The organism is Hyphobacterium sp. CCMP332 (assembly GCF_014323565.1).
Lineage (GTDB): Bacteria > Pseudomonadota > Alphaproteobacteria > Caulobacterales > Maricaulaceae > Hyphobacterium.
The window spans coordinates 1,817,257-1,832,393 of record NZ_CP058669.1; the positions used below are offsets into that span (position 1 = coordinate 1,817,257).

Sequence of the window (15,137 nt, forward strand, 5' to 3'; positions counted from 1 at the left end):
AGGCTTTGCGTCAGTTTTGATTCATTAATGTGACGACCCGCCCTTGGCGGGCGGGCCGTCTCATTAATGCTGCAGTCTCTAGAAGTGAGCGGTCAGGCTCATGGAGACTGTCGTACCGCGCTCATAGGTGTTGAAATTCGTCACACCGATGGTCGGGTTGCGCTGGAATTCGATATGATCCTCGTTCAGCAGGTTGCGGGCATTCAGTCCGAATGTCACCGGCTGTTCAAAGAGATCGAAATCACGGCTGTAGCTGAGATCGAGCTGGAAGCCCGGATCCTCGAGTACGTCCGGCAGCTCCGCACCCGGCTGGCTGAGACCGCGCTGAAGCACGCGCTCATCCACCCAGTTCACGAGCAGGGTCAGCTGTTCCACATCGCTTTCCCAGCCGATCTGGGCATTGACGATATTTTCCGGCGTGCCCTGCAGAACCGATCCGTCCAGCCCGAACAGGGCGGCCGGCCGCGGCGACTGCGAGATTGGGTCGAACACCAGCTCGTTGGCACCGGCCTGAACTTCCGAGTCGGTATAAGTGTAGTTTACCGATACCCGGAAATCGCGATCCGTGAAGAAGCTCGCCTCAAGCGGGATGTTGAAATACTGGCGGTATTCCAGTTCCACACCCTGAACGATGGCTTCCGGCGAATTGATGAAGGTCGATTCAAACACAAAGGAGGAGGTTGAAAACTGCACTTCCTCAATCGGATTTTCCAGACGCTTGTAGAAGACCGCACCGGTGATGAACTGATCGCGGCCCATATAGTATTCCAGACGGGCATCGAAATTCTGGATCGTGGTGTCGACCAATCCGGAATTACCCCGATAGGAGCGTTCCGATTCCGGATCGAAGAATGACGACCTGGCCAGTTCACGGAATTGCGGGCGGGCAATCGTTTCCGAATAGCCGGCGCGCAATTGCAGATCATCGGCAAAGTTCCAGGTCACGGTCAGGGCCGGAAGGACGTAGTCATTTTCCAGCTGCGAACCGGCACCCAGAACACCGAACCGGTTGAAAGTCTGCACATTCTCCTCGGCCTCTTCATACCGCGCACCCGCTGTCAGGCGAATGAAGTCGGTCACGTCGAGATCGGCCTGCACATAGAAGGCATCAACATCGAGATTGGCCCGGTAAGAATCATTCGGCGTCGTGATTTCCGTCAGAACAAACCGGTTCGGATCGATATTGTCCGGTCCGAACAGGAAGTCCGGACGCGCCACCCGCACATCATCCGGCAACGAATTACCGCCGGCAAAGCGGAAGGAGAGCAGCTCGTAATCGCGTTCGGTACGCGACGTGTCAGCCCCCGCCCCGAGGACCAGTTCGCGGCTGCCGAAATTGAAGGTCCGGCTGATATCGAACCCGAAATTCATCAGGTCGTCCGTCAGCTCGGAAAAGCGGATATTGTAGCTGTTGGCGACATCATATCCGATATTTCCGTTCTGATCGACGAAACGCCGGAGATTGCGTTCATAAGGCGCATCGCGTGTGGCCCGGGCGATCGATCCCCGCCAGCTGATATCGAAGTCGCCGAGCAGATGTTCGCCGGCCAGCTGTGCCATTCTCAGATCGCGTTCGTACCAGCCGGTGGATTCATCATGAATCTGACCGGTGGAACCCTGAGCGTTGAAATCCCGGCCCGTATCGATCTGGGATTCTTTCGACGTGCTGTGAACATAGAAGACCGTGCCTTGCAGCAAGTGATCACCATTGTCGAAAGAAACCGATCCGAGCGCATTGCTCTGGATGTTCAATGTGGTTTCAACGGTCTGGAAATCGTTGCCGATGATATCGCCGAGCACGAACTGGCGGGTGGCCCTCTGGGTTTCCCAGTTCTGGCTATAACCGGCCGCAGCGATCACACCCACATCCCAGTCGCCCAGGCGGAAAGCCCGCCCGGCATCGAAAGAGAAGGAACTGTTCAGGCCGAGATCACCCGACTGGATCACGGTGAGCGGCGAATTGGTCAGCGACTCGCCGATCTGTTCGATCTGGTCCGGATGTTGTGACGACAGGGTCTGGTTGGTGACGATCAGATTGCGGATGCCGCTCGGCAAACGGCGCGCGCCATTATCATAGCCCGTCCAGTCTTCATCGGAACCATAATGGAAGAGGCCATCATCACCGGTCGTTTCGGTATTATAGCTGGTGCTGGCCGATATATTGGTGAAGTTCTCGATCGGGCGGCGCGTTGTCCGCAGATCTATGAGTCCACCTCCGAATTCACCGGCATAGTTGGCCGAATAGGTTTTCTGGACCGCAATCCGGTCGAGAACCCCGGACGGAAACAGGTCCAGCGGCACAGTCCGGCGAAGGGGCTCCGGGCTGGGCAGGGGCGATCCGTTGAGCAGGGCGGATGAATACCGGTCGCCCAGCCCGCGGACATAGGCATACCGGCCGCCGACGATCGACAGTCCGGAAACGCGGGTCAGCGCGATGGCGGCGGAGCTGTCACCGGACCGTTGCAGGTCTTCATTGGTGACAAAGCTGGCGACCTGCGCCGTCTGGCGTTGAGGTTCGGGGATAAACTGTCCGCGAACGACAATCGTGTCGCTTTCGGATGTATCCGCGGCGGCTTCCGCTTGCTGTGCCATCGCGGCCGAAGGCGCGAGGAACATTGTGCTTGCGAGCAGGGCACCGCCAAATTTCGTGAAGGTATTCATGGCTTCAACCTTTGAATTTCGAGAGCTTTTTGGGGGCAGATGGCGGAGTGCGCCGGCCCGGAGGCCGGCGCACTCTTTCGCCCTAGCAAGGCGTTGATGCCTCGAGGCCGCACGACCAGCCCGCCCACCAGCGGTCCTGATTGTTCTGCACTGCACCGGCATAGGCCGCCGCCTGGAAGAACGACGGATCCAGCGTCGTGGCGTCAAACGGTGTGACAGCCGTTTCGTTGGCACCGTTGATGAAGGTGGCCGACAGGGAGCTGGCACCAACCACGTTGTTGGAACCCCCATTGATGGCGGCCTGAGCCGTGCCCGTTTCGGAGTTGGCTGTCTCGATACCACCGGCACAGTCAAACAGTACCGAGTCGAAGCTCGGGTCCTGACCGACGCCCTGATAGCCTGCCGTGCCGTTGCCGGCAGAGCTCTGGTAGCGGAAACAGGCATCGCCCTGTTCAAGCACGACACCGTTCACATAGCGGCCGACCGTACCCGTGTTAAGGCGGAAACCGTTACCGCCGCCCGCGCGGGCCACGAAGGTGAAGTTGGACAGATTGGCATTCGACAGCGGCGTGACGCCATTACCGGCCGAGGACGCCTCGACGACATTGTCACCGCCATTGGCACGCTGGACCACAATCGCGAACTGGATGTTGCCCTGATAGCCATTGTCGGTGTCGATGGAGTCATCGTCATTGCCGGTCAGCACCAGATTGCGGACATTGACGTTACCGCCGAAGAATTCGACGCCATCGTCAGAGTTGTTGTGCACCTGGATGTTGTTGACCGTCGTGCCATTGCCGACACCGGCAAAGGTGATGCCGTTCAGCTCGTTGCCTTGGGTGTTGATCGCAAAGCCGGCGAACTGGACCCGGGTAAAGGTCAGCGAGCCTGACGAATCATTGGGTGTCGCACCGCCATAGACGGCGTCCGGATTGGTCACGCCTTCAACAATGTTTTCACATTGCACCGTTCCAGGCGTCGCGGCTGCGCCGCAACGGTTGATCGGCGCACGGCCGAGGATCACCAGACCGCCCCATTCGGAGATCGCGTCGGTACGGTCACCGGCAGCATTGGTCACGTCGTTTTCCGACGTCATGATGACCGGAGCCGCCGCTGTGCCGTTCGAGAAAATCTGCGATCCACGGTTCACGACCAGATAATCGGCGCCGGACCGGCCAAAGAGTGTGACACCCGATTCGATGGTCAGCGATGCCGGGTCACCCCCTGCAGCATTGCCGGCAGCACCGATATCGACACCGACATCAACGCGCCCGTCAAGCTGATAGAGATTACCACGGGTCAGGCGGATATCGTCCCGGATGATGCCGGAAATACGGCAAACCGTCGTACCATTGATATCGAAACCGGAGTCCGTTGTTCCGACCGGGCAGACCGGGTCCGGGAACAGGGCGAAGGTCCAGCCGGCCGCCCAGTTCTGGGTCTCGGTATCATTCGGGCCGAAAGCGCCGACATAGCCGAGATTTTGCAGGAAGCCGTCAGCCCCCGACGGATCGGTAGGCGTCATGCCGTTTTCAATCGGTCCCGGGAACAGGCGCGCCGCCAGCGAGCTGGCACCGACCACATTGTTCGCATTGGCATTGACAGCACCGGTCGCTGCAGCAGCGTCCGAATTGCCTGTCGAGATACCGCCGTCGCAATCAAACAGGACAGACTGGAAGCTCGGATCCACACCGACGCCGCCATAACCGGCCACCCCGTCACCGGCATCCGGCTGGTAGCGGAAGCATTCCTGACCGTAATCGATCACGCCATTCATGTAGAGGCCGACCGTGCCCGTATTCAGACGCATGGCATTCGAGCGATTGCCGACAATGGTAAAGTTCGAAATCGAGGCGTTGGACAGCGGGGTCACACCATTACCTGCGGAGGAGGCTTCGACACCATTGTCGCCGCCATCGGCCCGCTGGACGATGATCAGGTTCTGAACGGCACCCTGCCAGCCATTATCGGTGTCGAGTGAGTCGTCATCATTACCGGTGAGAACGACATTGCGGAGATTTGCCGTACCGCCGAACATCTCGACGCCGTCGTCGGAATTGTTGTGCACCTGGATGTTTTCGACGGTCGTGCCGTCACCGACACCGGCCATCGTGATGCCGTTGAGTTCATTGCCCTGCGTGTTGATGGCAAAGCCGGCAAACTGGACCCGGACATAGCGCAGAATGCCCGAGCTGTCGTTCGGCAGCGCACCGCCATAGACGGCGTCCGGGTTGGTGACGCCTTCGACAATGTTTTCACACTGGGCCGTTCCCGGTGTCGCGGCGGCGCTGCAACGATTGATCGGCGCACGGCCGAGAATCACCAGTCCGCCCCATTCGGAGATATTCGAACCACCGTCATCATTGGTCGGGTCGGTGTCGGCGCGGCGTTCGAGATCGGCCTGACTGGTCATCACGATCGGATTGGCCGCTGTACCGTTGGCCTCGATCTGGGAGCCGCGATTGACGACGATATAGTCGGCACCGCTGTTTCCAAAGAGCACGGCACCCGGTTGGATCGTGAGCCGGGCGGCCGTACCGCCGGCATTGCCGGTTGCACCGACGTCCGAGCCGATATCGACGCGGCCATCAATGCGGTAGGCCACACCCTGCACCGCCGGAATGGTCAGATTGGCCAGGACGGCACCGGAAAGAAGGGCCACCGTATTGCCGGCCACGGGGGTCGCGGCACAGGTGAAACCGGCCGGACAGGCAGCGCCACCGCCACCACCGCCGCCACCACCGCCACCGCCGCCACCAGGGCCGGTACCGGGATTGGTCACGCCCGGAGACGCAATGTTGGAACCCTGCGAACAGGCGGCGAGTGTGCCGGCGGCTGCAATCAGCAACAGCTTTTTGAATGAAATGTCCAAGGACATGGATGACCCCCAATGAAGAGCGCGGAACAGACAGGTCGCATGCAGGCCTCATTACCCACATACGTGATCGCGGCGGAACAAATCGGAGAGTTGCGACACTGGAATGACAGATTGGCGTCGGTTTTCTATCAGGTCTGCAACCGCTTTGTGAAAGCCGCCGTTTGCGCGATTTCTGCCGACATAAATAACTGATTAAATTATCTTATTTGGAGGTGTGACCGTAAGTCCCCGCACCCCGGACCGGGGTATTAAATTTGTGTGACAGCTATTTTGCGTGTTAGGCCGTTCGGCACCCGGAGACCGCATCTCATTTTCCGCTTTACAGCCGGAAAATTTGGACATAAATGCGTCTTCCCGGCGGAGGTGACGATGCCGGATTGGGTTAATAGCAGTCAGGGGGTTTCGTGCGTTGGACACGTTCAATACGCCCCTGGACCTGGTCCGCAATCGGCCCGTCGAGGTTCCGAACTTTTGTGTTCGCCAAGACCGGTTGTCCGTAGCGGTTCGCTGGTTCCAGGATAACTTTAGTGGCGAAGTGCTGTATGCGGTGAAGGCCAATCCTTCCGCATGGGTCATTGATGGCCTGTACGCATCGGGACAACGCTGGTTCGATGTCGCCTCCCTGCCCGAGGTGCGGCTGATCGCGGAACGCTGCCCGGAGGCCGTCATGGCCTTCCTGCACCCGGTCAAGAGCCGTCATGCGATTCGCACCGCCTATACCGAATACGGTGTGCGGATTTTCGCGCTCGATTGCGAGGACGAACTCAACAAGATTCTCGAGGCCACGGACAATTCCGAGGACCTGACGCTGATCGTGCGTCTCGGCGTCTCCAATGCCGGAGCCGTCCTGCCGCTGGCCGGCAAGTTCGGCGCCAGCACGTTTGACGCGCCGGCCCTGATCGAGAAGGCCCGCCATGTGGCCGACGAGCTGGGTGTCAGCTTCCATGTCGGCAGCCAGTGCATGGACCCGATGGCCTATCGCGCCGCCATGATGGAAGCCAGCCGCCTGATCGCGCGCGCTGGCGTCACCGTCGACATTGTCGATGTCGGTGGCGGTTTCCCGTCCGTCTATCCGGGCCTGACCCCGCCGCCTCTGCACGATTATATCGACGCCATCGAGGATGCCTTCGAGGAAATGATGGTGCTGGAGAACGCCGATCTGTGGTGTGAGCCCGGCCGCGCGCTCGTCGCCGAGGCCAGCTCGCTCCTGACACGGGTCGAGCTGCGCAAGGGTGATGCGCTCTACCTCAATGACGGTGCCTATGGCGGCCTGTTTGACGCCACCCACGCCAAATGGCCCTTCCCCATGCGCGTTTTCCGCGAAAGCGGAGAGGTCAAAGGCGAGGTCTCGCCCTTCCGCCTGTTCGGCCCGACCTGCGATTCGATCGATTCCATGCCCGGACCGTATGATTTGCCGGCCGATATCCGCGAAGGCGATGTCATCGAGATCGGCATGCTGGGCGCCTATGGCGAAGCCATGGCCACGCGCTTCAACGGCTTTGGCGACTACACATGGGCCGCGGTCCGTGATTTTCCCTGGGAAAGCCTGTATGTTGCCCGCCCGGCCCGCCGGATTTCCGAGGGAGCCGAGATCGTCGCCTTTCCGCGCACAAAACGCCGCCGCGAGCGGTTGCGCCGCCGCTAACCAGATTACGGGTTTTACATGACTGACAAGACCAACCGGAAGGCAGAGCTTCTGTCTTCGCCTGTCGAACATATTGATATTACGGCTTTCGACGGCCGCCCCATGATCGACGCCTGGGAGAAGATGTCCTTCACCTCGCGCGATGCCGCGCGCGCCGCCCGCATCCTCGAGGCCGCCGTCGCCGATCCCGATTGCTCGGTGATTCTCACCCTCGCCGGGTCCACCTCGGCGGGCGGCTGCATGCATGTCTGGCGCGATATGGTGCGCCACAACATGGTCGATGCCATCGTCTCGACCGGGGCTGCCATCGTCGACATGGATTTCTTCGAGGCCCTCGGCTTCAAGCATTATCAGGCGCGGGATATCCCGGACGACCGTATCCTGCGCGATCTCTATATCGACCGGATCTACGACACCTATATCGACGAGGAAGAGCTGCAGGCCTGCGATGCCGCCACGCTGGAAATCGCCAATCTGCTCGAACCCGGCCCGCGATCCTCGCGCTCCTACATCAAGGCGATGGGCAAATGGCTGGCCGATGGCAATGCCAAGAAGGAAGGCTCGCTGGTTCAGGATTGCTATGAGCACGGCGTGCCGATCTTCTGCCCGGCCTTTTCCGATTGCTCTGCCGGTTTCGGCCTCGTGAAACATCAGGTCGAGCGCATGAAGGAGAACAAGCCTTACCTCTCGATCGACAGCGTCGCCGATTTCCGCGAACTGACCGACATCAAGATCAAGGCGGGCAAGACCGGCCTCTTCATGGTCGGCGGCGGCGTGCCGAAGAATTTCGCGCAGGACACGGTCGTCTGTGCCGAAATCCTCGGCGTCGAAGTACCGATGCACGCCTATGCGGTACAGATCACCGTCGCCGATGTGCGCGACGGGGCCTGCTCGTCCTCCACGCTGAAAGAGGCCTGCTCCTGGGGCAAGGTCGATGTCGCGCTGGAACAGATGGTCTTCGCCGAAGCGACAACCGTCGCCCCGGTCATGGTCTCCGACGTCTATCACCGCCGCAGCTGGGAAAACCGCCCGCGCCATCGCTATGCGGATATGTTTGAGGACTAGGCGGGCGGATCACATCGCCGAAATACCAAGCGCCCCGGTGGAAACACCGGGGCGTTTTTGTTTTGAAAGCGCCGTCGCATTCAGGCTTTTCTGCCTGCCATATTGTTTCATTGTGTTAATACATAGTACCGCACAAATCAGAACATAGGCGTGGCCACCGGCATGCAGGAGAGCTTCAGCTGGGCAGGTGTGGCCGCAGCGGGCGTGAGTGCGGGCGTCTCGCATCGCCTCAACCGGAGCGGCTTCATCAAGGGCATCGAGCAGACAGACGCACTGGGAACGCCGGGGTTGCGGGTCTCCCGGTATGGAAGCCGCGAGAGTGCTGATTTCATGTGGCGCCCCCAGCAAACAGATTTGCCGCATTCGCAAGCCGCGAAACAGCAACCATGGCTTTGTCTCCTGTGGATTAAAACTGCCCCGACACGGTCAGCGAGACGAACATGCCGCGCTCCTGCCGAATGGTTTCAAGCTCGCTGAGTGCCGCACTTCGGTCGGGCGTAAAAAGCCGTCGCTCGCGATGAAAGTCCTGCCCGCCAATATTCTGGAATGTCAGATTGGTCCTCAGCCCTTGAATCCGGGTGGTTTCGACGAAGACCGTCCAGGTTTCGCCATCCCGGCTAAAACTTTCTTCATCGGCATAAAAATAGGTCTGGTCCGTCGCATTCGCATAAGACGCCCCCCAGGCGAGTTGCTGCTCGACAAGGTCTTGCCGGAATTCGACAGCGAAACGGGGGGATAGCGTACCGGATATCTCGCGCTCCAGCCCGCTGACAGGATCAAGGAAACTGGATTCCCGGACTCCGACTTCGGCCTCCAGCAAGCCACCCTCAAACAAAGCGCCAAGCGGCAGGCTTCCATTGATTTCAACGCCCCAGAAACGCCCATCTCCCGCATTTCCTGCTCCGGCTGAACCCGACGGCAAAATGATCTGCTCGATCAGATCGTCTCGCCATTCGTGAAACAGCTCGGCGTTAAATGCTGCACCGCCTTCAGCACGAATATCAATGGCCGTGGAAAGGCGTGTCGTCTGGTCAGGGCCAAGGTCAGGATTGCCGGCCAGAAGGCGATCATCCGAGGCAGACGCAGACGCGGCAAAAGCACTGAAGTCCAGCTGACCAACCGTTCGCTCCGCTCCCAGGCGAAACTGGACACCTTCGCGCGGCGCGTAGATGACGGACGCGCTGGGCTTGAGAAAGAAAAAGGATTGCGAATTCGCGGCATCGCCCGAGACAGATATTTCAGAATATTCTGCCGCCATGCCACCTTCGACCGACCACCGCGCCGAGGCCTGCCAGATCAGATTGGCAAACGCCTCGCCGCGCAATTCTTCAATCGTGACATTCGCTGCAGGCAAGGTGACGGATGTCTGCGATCCCGGAGGACCACTCGTCAGGGACAGCGTGCTGTCGAGGCTGTTGAAAGCGATTTCGGCGCCGAATTCCGGGCGAAATTCGACATCTCCGGTACGCGACATTGTTGCCCGTAAAACCGTCTCGAATTTGTCCTGTAGTCGAACGAACTCCGAAGCCGAGCTCACAATGCCCAACGGTCGCTCCGAGGACAGGATTTGCGTTTGGTCCAGGTCCTGAAAATAGGTGAGCGCCAGTATCTTACCCGACCACGCATCAGTTAAAGGTCTTGTCCAGTCTACGCCCAACTCACCTTCCAGGTATTCGCTGTCAAAATCGATCAGAAACCGCTCGTCCGGATTTCCAACTGGCAGGCGGTTATCAAAGATCAAACGATGCGTATCTGGCAGAAAACCGCTATATCCGTAGCGGCCCGTAAGGGTTAAATCACCGTCCAGCAAAGGACGGCTGGCTTCAGTCGACACAAAAGCTTCCGCCAGCACGCTGGGGCGATGCTCCAATTGGCTGAGCAGTAATTGCCCGTTTGCATTTTCGGTTGTCCGCGTACCGGTCAGGGGAAAACGCTCCCAGTAGGCATTGACATTGGTTGACGTCTGCCACCCCCCGACCGAATTCACCATCGTCAGGTCCAGAGCCGGGTAAAGACGCCCGTCAGCGGCGCGTTCCAGCTCAACCTGCCAACTGCCTGTGCCGTCAGATGACTCCCGGATAATGTTCGCCACCACGGTCTGCCCCGCCGCCTCACTGGAGCCGGCCGTGCCGCGGATCAGTTCAATGCGGGCAACGGAGTTCGCCGGAATTCTGCCCAGCGCATCCAGGACGCCAACTTTCGAGGACGGGCGGTTGCCATCAATCAGGATATTCCCGGCCGCGCCGCCAAAACCCCGCACATTCTCGCCCGCATCAAGCGAAAACCCGGGCAGACGCTCGATCATGTCGCGCGCGGTTTGCGGGTTAAACCGGGCAAAGAAATCCCGCTCATAGACTTCAGACTGGCTCTGCGCTTCGGCAACCTCCTCTACGGCACCGCCTTCAGGGACGGTCTGTAAATTTGCATTGAGCAGCAGCGCAAGAAAAACGGCAGATAATGACATAACGTCGCCCCGGGCCTTGATATCACATGGTCCGAGCGCCTCCCTGTTGGTCAAGGACGGATCTCGTTTGAACCGTTATGTTATATTATAACGTTTATTGAGGGCGTTAATTTTCCGTAACTTCAGGGCTGCGTATGACTCAGCTTCTTTGGGACGGGCATGGGTCGCGCTCAAACTGGCCATAGGCAAGGTCGATGTGACGCTGGAACAGATGGTCTTCGCCGAAGCGACCACCGTCGCCCCGCTCATCGTCTCCGACGTCTATCACCGCGAAGCCTCGAAACCCCGCAAGAAACGCCGCTTTGCGGATATGTTTGAAGGCCAGGCGGACGCACACCACGCCGCGTCATGATCCGATTGAATCAGTGCCGCTCTCTTGTCGTCCAAGACCCTCCGGTCCCCGCGACAGCGGGACCGGAGGACGACAAAAAACAGGGCGCCCGGCCTAGCCCCGCTTCCGCGCCGCAAACGCCGCCTGTTGTTCCGCCGTCGCGGGCGTCTGGAAGTTCGCTTTCCAGTCTTCATACGCCATGCCGTAAATGCGCTCTCGCGCCTCGGCATCGGAAATGTCGAGGCCGCGCTCCTCGCCCGCCGCGCGATACCATTTCGACAGGCAGTTGCGGCAGAAATCCGCCAATATCATCAGGTCGATATTCTGCACATCCTTGCGGCTATCCAGATGCGCGATCAGCCGCCGGAAGGCGGCGGCATCCAGCGCATCCTGATCGGCTTGGGGTAGCGCGTCGTGTTTCATATTTTGCTCCATCGGCTTCGTCGGAATTCTGTTGGTGTTATCCCGAAGCTTAGCCTACGGTTTAAGGTGGGGAACAGGGACACTTCATCATGACAGATGCGCCAACGCGGCTGGAACAGGCCCAAGCGCTATCGCCAGACGTCTATCTCGGCGAAGACTGGCATCGCTTTGACCAGAAAAACATCCTTAGCACCGGATGGCAGATTGTCGGCCCGTCCGCGCATGTGGCCCAATCCGGGGACCACATTGTCCGCGAGATTGGCGGCAAGCCGGTCCTGATTGTCCGCAATGCACAAGGCCGCCTCAATGGCTTCTACAATGTCTGCCGCCACCGCGCCGGACCGGTGGCGCTGTGCGATGGCAAAGGCGCAAAGCGATTGCGCTGCGCCTATCATGGCTGGATCTATGATCTGGATGGGCAGCTGAAAATCACCCCGCAAATGGATCGCGCGGAGAATTTCGATCCCGCCGCCCTGTCCCTGCCCCCGATCGATGTGGCCGAATGGTCCGGCATGGTGTTCGCACGCGCCGGATCCGGTCCGGGTTTCGACGAGATCAGGGCCGATCTGGACCGCGTCGCCCCGCCCGCTTGTCTGGACGGCATCGTCTATCACCACACGCGAGCCTACGAAGTCGACGCCAACTGGAAGACCTATGTCGACAATTACCTTGAAGGCTATCACGTGCCCGTCGTCCATGCCGGGCTCAACGCGCTGATCGAATATGATGTCTACGACATCGAGCTGACGCGCTGGGCCTCGGTGCAGAGCTCGCCCATGACCGACCCGGACCTCTATGGCACGGGCGAGGCGCGCTATGTCTTCCTCTACCCCAACACCATGCTGAACATCCTGCCCGGACGGGTGCAGACCAATCGCGTCGTCGCAATCTCGGACCGCAAATGCGTGGTCGAGTTTTCCTATTATTACCGACCCGGCGAAGAGGCCAAGGCCGATCGCGACGATGCCTTTTCCGAAGAGGTTCAGGGTGAAGACCGGATGATTTGCGAGCGCGTCCAGAAGGGCCTCGAATCCGGCGCCTATACACCCGGCCGCCTCTCTCCCTCACAGGAATCAGCCGTCTGGCATTTCCAGAACCTCTTGCGCCGCACCTATGCCACGGCAGAAAATCAGGACTGAATGAGCGATATTTCAACGGTCGAAGACGCCTCCATCCGAGCGAAAAAACCGCTGGGCTTCTGGGGCTGCTGGTCGCTGACCGTCGGGGTGATGATCGGCTCGGGGATTTTCCTCCTGCCCACCGTGCTCGCCCCTTATGGTCTGATGAGTTTCGGCGGCTGGCTCCTGACCGGCGGATCCTCCATCCTGCTCGCCCTCGTGCTCGCCCGCCTCGCCGGACGCACAACGCGCACTGGCGGCCCCTATGCCTATGCGGCCGATGCCTTTGGCGATCTGCCCGGCTTTCTCATCGCCTGGGGCTATTGGGCCTCGGTCTGGATCGCCACGCCCACCATCGCCCTCGCCTTTGTCGGCTATCTCGGCGTCTTCTTCCCGCAGCTCAATGACGCGCCGGTGGCACAGGCCGCCATCGCGCTCGGCCTGTTATGGACGCTCACCCTCATCTCCATTCGCGGCGTGCGGGAGGCCGGCCTTGTCCAGCTGGTGATGACCTTCCTCAAACTCATCCCCTTGATCCTCATTATCATTGCCGGGCTGGCCTTCGGCTCGGCGGACAATCTGCCCGCGCTCAACCCCACGGGCGGCCACCCACTCGCCATTCTCGCCACCACGGCGCTGCTGACCATGTGGGCCTTTGCCGGCATGGAGGCCGGCGTCATCCCGGCGGGTGAGGTCGCCAATCCGCAAAAGACCATGCCGCGCGCCATCTTTACCGGCGTCCTCACCGTGGCGCTGGTCTATATCGGCTCCACAGCGGCAGTGATGATGCTGGTGCCCGCAGATCAGCTTGCCGAATCCACCTCGCCCTTTTCCGATGCCGCCCGCGTGCTCGGCACATGGGGGCCGCCCCTGGTCGCCATTGGCGCGCTGGTCTCGACGGCGGGCTCGCTCAACGGCAATATCTTCACCTCGGGGCAGATGCCGCTGGCCGTTGCGCTGGACCGGCTCGCGCCCAAATTTCTCGCCATAAGAAACAAGGGCCATGCGCCTTACTGGGCGCTCATCCTCGCCACCTCGGTCTCGTCCATATTGCTGATGCTGAACTTCTCGCGCGGCCTTGTGGGCGCCTTCACCTTCCTGTTGATGATGAGCACGCTCACCACCCTCATCCCCATGCTGATCAGCGCCCTCGCCGAGTTCAAACACTCCTGGGCGTCGGCCAGAGGCTGGGCCGCGGTGGCGGTCGCCGGTGCGCTCTATTCGGTGTTTGCCATTCTCGGCTCGGGCCTCGAAGTCCTCGCCTGGGGCGCGGTGTTGCTGGCGGCCGGCGTGCCGGTGTTTTATCTGGGGCGGCAAAGGGGGTGACAAGACCCAGGAAGATACTATTGCCCGACTGCCAGCTCCGGGTGCGTATTCGCCGCATGTCACCACCGGACCGGTTAGCATAGTCTCTATCTGCAAACTCTGGGAGACAGCCATGAACCACAAGCATCGAAAGGTCCTGCACGCGCTGTTCGCCCATCCGGAACCGTCAAATCTGGCGCCCGCGGATGTCGAAAATGTCCTAGTCGAACTTGGAGCAGAGCTTGGCGAGCGCAGTGGAGCGAAATTCTCGGTTAAGCTCAAAGGCAATACCGCCGTATTTCACCATGCTCAGCACAGCATGCCAAAGGACGAGGTGCGCGCAATGCGCAAATTCATCGAGAGCGTCGGTATTGATCCTGAACTAGATTTTCCGCTCTAGACCGCAATCCAGGCCTTCTGTCGCATAGCCGCAAACCCCTTATGCAAAAGCGGGTATCGCCAAGCCGTAGGACCCGTGTTAGGGGCGGATCAAATTCGAACTCCGGATGCCTGCTATGCTTGACCTCGCCCTTCTGACCGCCAGCTTCGTCACCTTCTTCGTGGTGATCGACCCGATCGGCGTGGCCCCGATCTTTGCCGCCCTCACCGATGGCTCCACCCCCGCCCACCGCCGCACCATGGCGATCAAGTCGGTCGCCATTGCCACCGGGGTTCTGATCGCCTTTGCCTATGGCGGCGAATGGCTGCTGAGCGCGCTGCATATCAGCCTCGACGCTTTCCGCGCCGCCGGGGGCGTTCTCCTCTTCCTCATCGCGCTCGACATGATTTTCGAGAAACGCACCGAACGCCGCGAGGAACGCGCCGACAAGATGGCCCATGAGGATGAGAGCATTCCCGGCACCAATGAAGACATTTCCGTCTTCCCCATGGCCATTCCCATGCTGGCCGGGCCGGGGGCGATTGCCTCCATCATGCTGTTCATGTCCGGGGATGGCGGATCGGTCATGGGCCAGGCCGCCATCTTCCTCGGCCTCGGGGCCAACCTCCTGGCCTGTCTGGTCATTTTCCTCGCCGTCGGTCCGCTGATGAAGCTGATGGGCGATACGCTGGCCGCCATGATCACCCGCATTCTCGGCGTCATCCTGGCGGCGCTGGCCGCGCAATTCATCTTCGACGGAATCTCCGGGGCGCTGCTGGGCGGATAAAGGCCGCGACGGCGCCAAAATTCCGCCGCAAGCGTTTTTTAAAGACTCTGGTGTAGGGTGGAAGCGGTTGGAAAGGGTGAG

The 15,137-nt window shown here is 60.2% G+C and carries 12 protein-coding genes; 7 read left to right on the plus strand and 5 right to left on the minus strand.

Annotated elements, in window-relative coordinates; all coding sequences use genetic code 11:
* Window positions 1-78: 78 nt before the first annotated feature.
* Together HXX25_RS09280 and HXX25_RS09285 are read right to left on the minus strand one after the other, a co-directional pair.
* Window positions 79-2,661, minus strand: coding sequence for a TonB-dependent receptor domain-containing protein (locus HXX25_RS09280; protein ID WP_187165644.1), 2,583 nt, complete (start codon window positions 2,659-2,661; stop codon window positions 79-81).
* A gap of 82 nt (window positions 2,662-2,743) precedes the next feature.
* Complete coding sequence (locus HXX25_RS09285; RefSeq protein WP_187165645.1) at window positions 2,744-5,539, minus strand: hypothetical protein; 2,796 nt, start codon at window positions 5,537-5,539, stop codon at window positions 2,744-2,746.
* 409 nt (window positions 5,540-5,948) lie between these two features.
* Between HXX25_RS09285 and HXX25_RS09290 the strand changes: the two genes are divergently transcribed.
* Window positions 5,949-7,184, plus strand: a complete 1,236-nt coding sequence (locus tag HXX25_RS09290) for a type III PLP-dependent enzyme (protein WP_187165646.1) — start codon at window positions 5,949-5,951, stop codon at window positions 7,182-7,184.
* 18 nt (window positions 7,185-7,202) lie between these two features.
* On the plus strand, window positions 7,203-8,249 hold the full coding sequence (locus HXX25_RS09295) for a deoxyhypusine synthase (RefSeq protein ID WP_187165647.1): 1,047 nt from the start codon (window positions 7,203-7,205) through the stop codon (window positions 8,247-8,249).
* Window positions 8,250-8,258: 9 nt separating this feature from the next.
* Here the strand turns inward: HXX25_RS09295 and HXX25_RS09300 are convergent, their stop codons facing one another.
* On the minus strand, window positions 8,259-8,633 hold the full coding sequence (locus HXX25_RS09300) for a hypothetical protein (RefSeq protein ID WP_187165648.1): 375 nt from the start codon (window positions 8,631-8,633) through the stop codon (window positions 8,259-8,261).
* Window positions 8,634-8,655: 22 nt separating this feature from the next.
* The gene (locus HXX25_RS09305; RefSeq protein ID WP_187165649.1) at window positions 8,656-10,713 is read right to left on the minus strand and encodes a TonB-dependent siderophore receptor; all 2,058 of its coding nucleotides are present in this window, start codon (window positions 10,711-10,713) and stop codon (window positions 8,656-8,658) included.
* Window positions 10,714-10,861: 148 nt separating this feature from the next.
* Here HXX25_RS09305 and HXX25_RS09310 point away from each other — a divergent pair, with 148 nt between their 5' ends.
* Window positions 10,862-11,065, plus strand: coding sequence for a hypothetical protein (locus HXX25_RS09310; RefSeq protein WP_187165650.1), 204 nt, complete (start codon window positions 10,862-10,864; stop codon window positions 11,063-11,065).
* Between the two features lie 93 nt (window positions 11,066-11,158).
* On the opposite strand, the gene HXX25_RS09315 is transcribed toward HXX25_RS09310, so the two are convergent.
* A complete protein-coding gene (locus HXX25_RS09315) occupies window positions 11,159-11,467 on the minus strand; it encodes a DUF1244 domain-containing protein (RefSeq protein WP_233346624.1) in 309 nt (102 codons plus the stop codon).
* Between the two features lie 89 nt (window positions 11,468-11,556).
* On the opposite strand from HXX25_RS09315, the gene HXX25_RS09320 reads away from it, so the two are divergent.
* The 4 genes from HXX25_RS09320 (at window position 11,557) to HXX25_RS09335 (ending at window position 15,056) form a co-directional block, all read left to right on the plus strand.
* Complete coding sequence (locus HXX25_RS09320; RefSeq protein WP_187165652.1) at window positions 11,557-12,606, plus strand: aromatic ring-hydroxylating dioxygenase subunit alpha; 1,050 nt, start codon at window positions 11,557-11,559, stop codon at window positions 12,604-12,606.
* Entirely contained in the window at window positions 12,607-13,911 is a 1,305-nt protein-coding gene (locus tag HXX25_RS09325) for an APC family permease (protein ID WP_187165653.1), read from the plus strand.
* Between the two features lie 112 nt (window positions 13,912-14,023).
* Window positions 14,024-14,290, plus strand: a complete 267-nt coding sequence (locus HXX25_RS09330; RefSeq protein ID WP_187165654.1) for a hypothetical protein — start codon at window positions 14,024-14,026, stop codon at window positions 14,288-14,290.
* Window positions 14,291-14,405: 115 nt separating this feature from the next.
* On the plus strand, window positions 14,406-15,056 hold the full coding sequence (locus tag HXX25_RS09335; RefSeq protein WP_233346625.1) for a MarC family protein: 651 nt from the start codon (window positions 14,406-14,408) through the stop codon (window positions 15,054-15,056).
* Window positions 15,057-15,137: the final 81 nt, after the last annotated feature.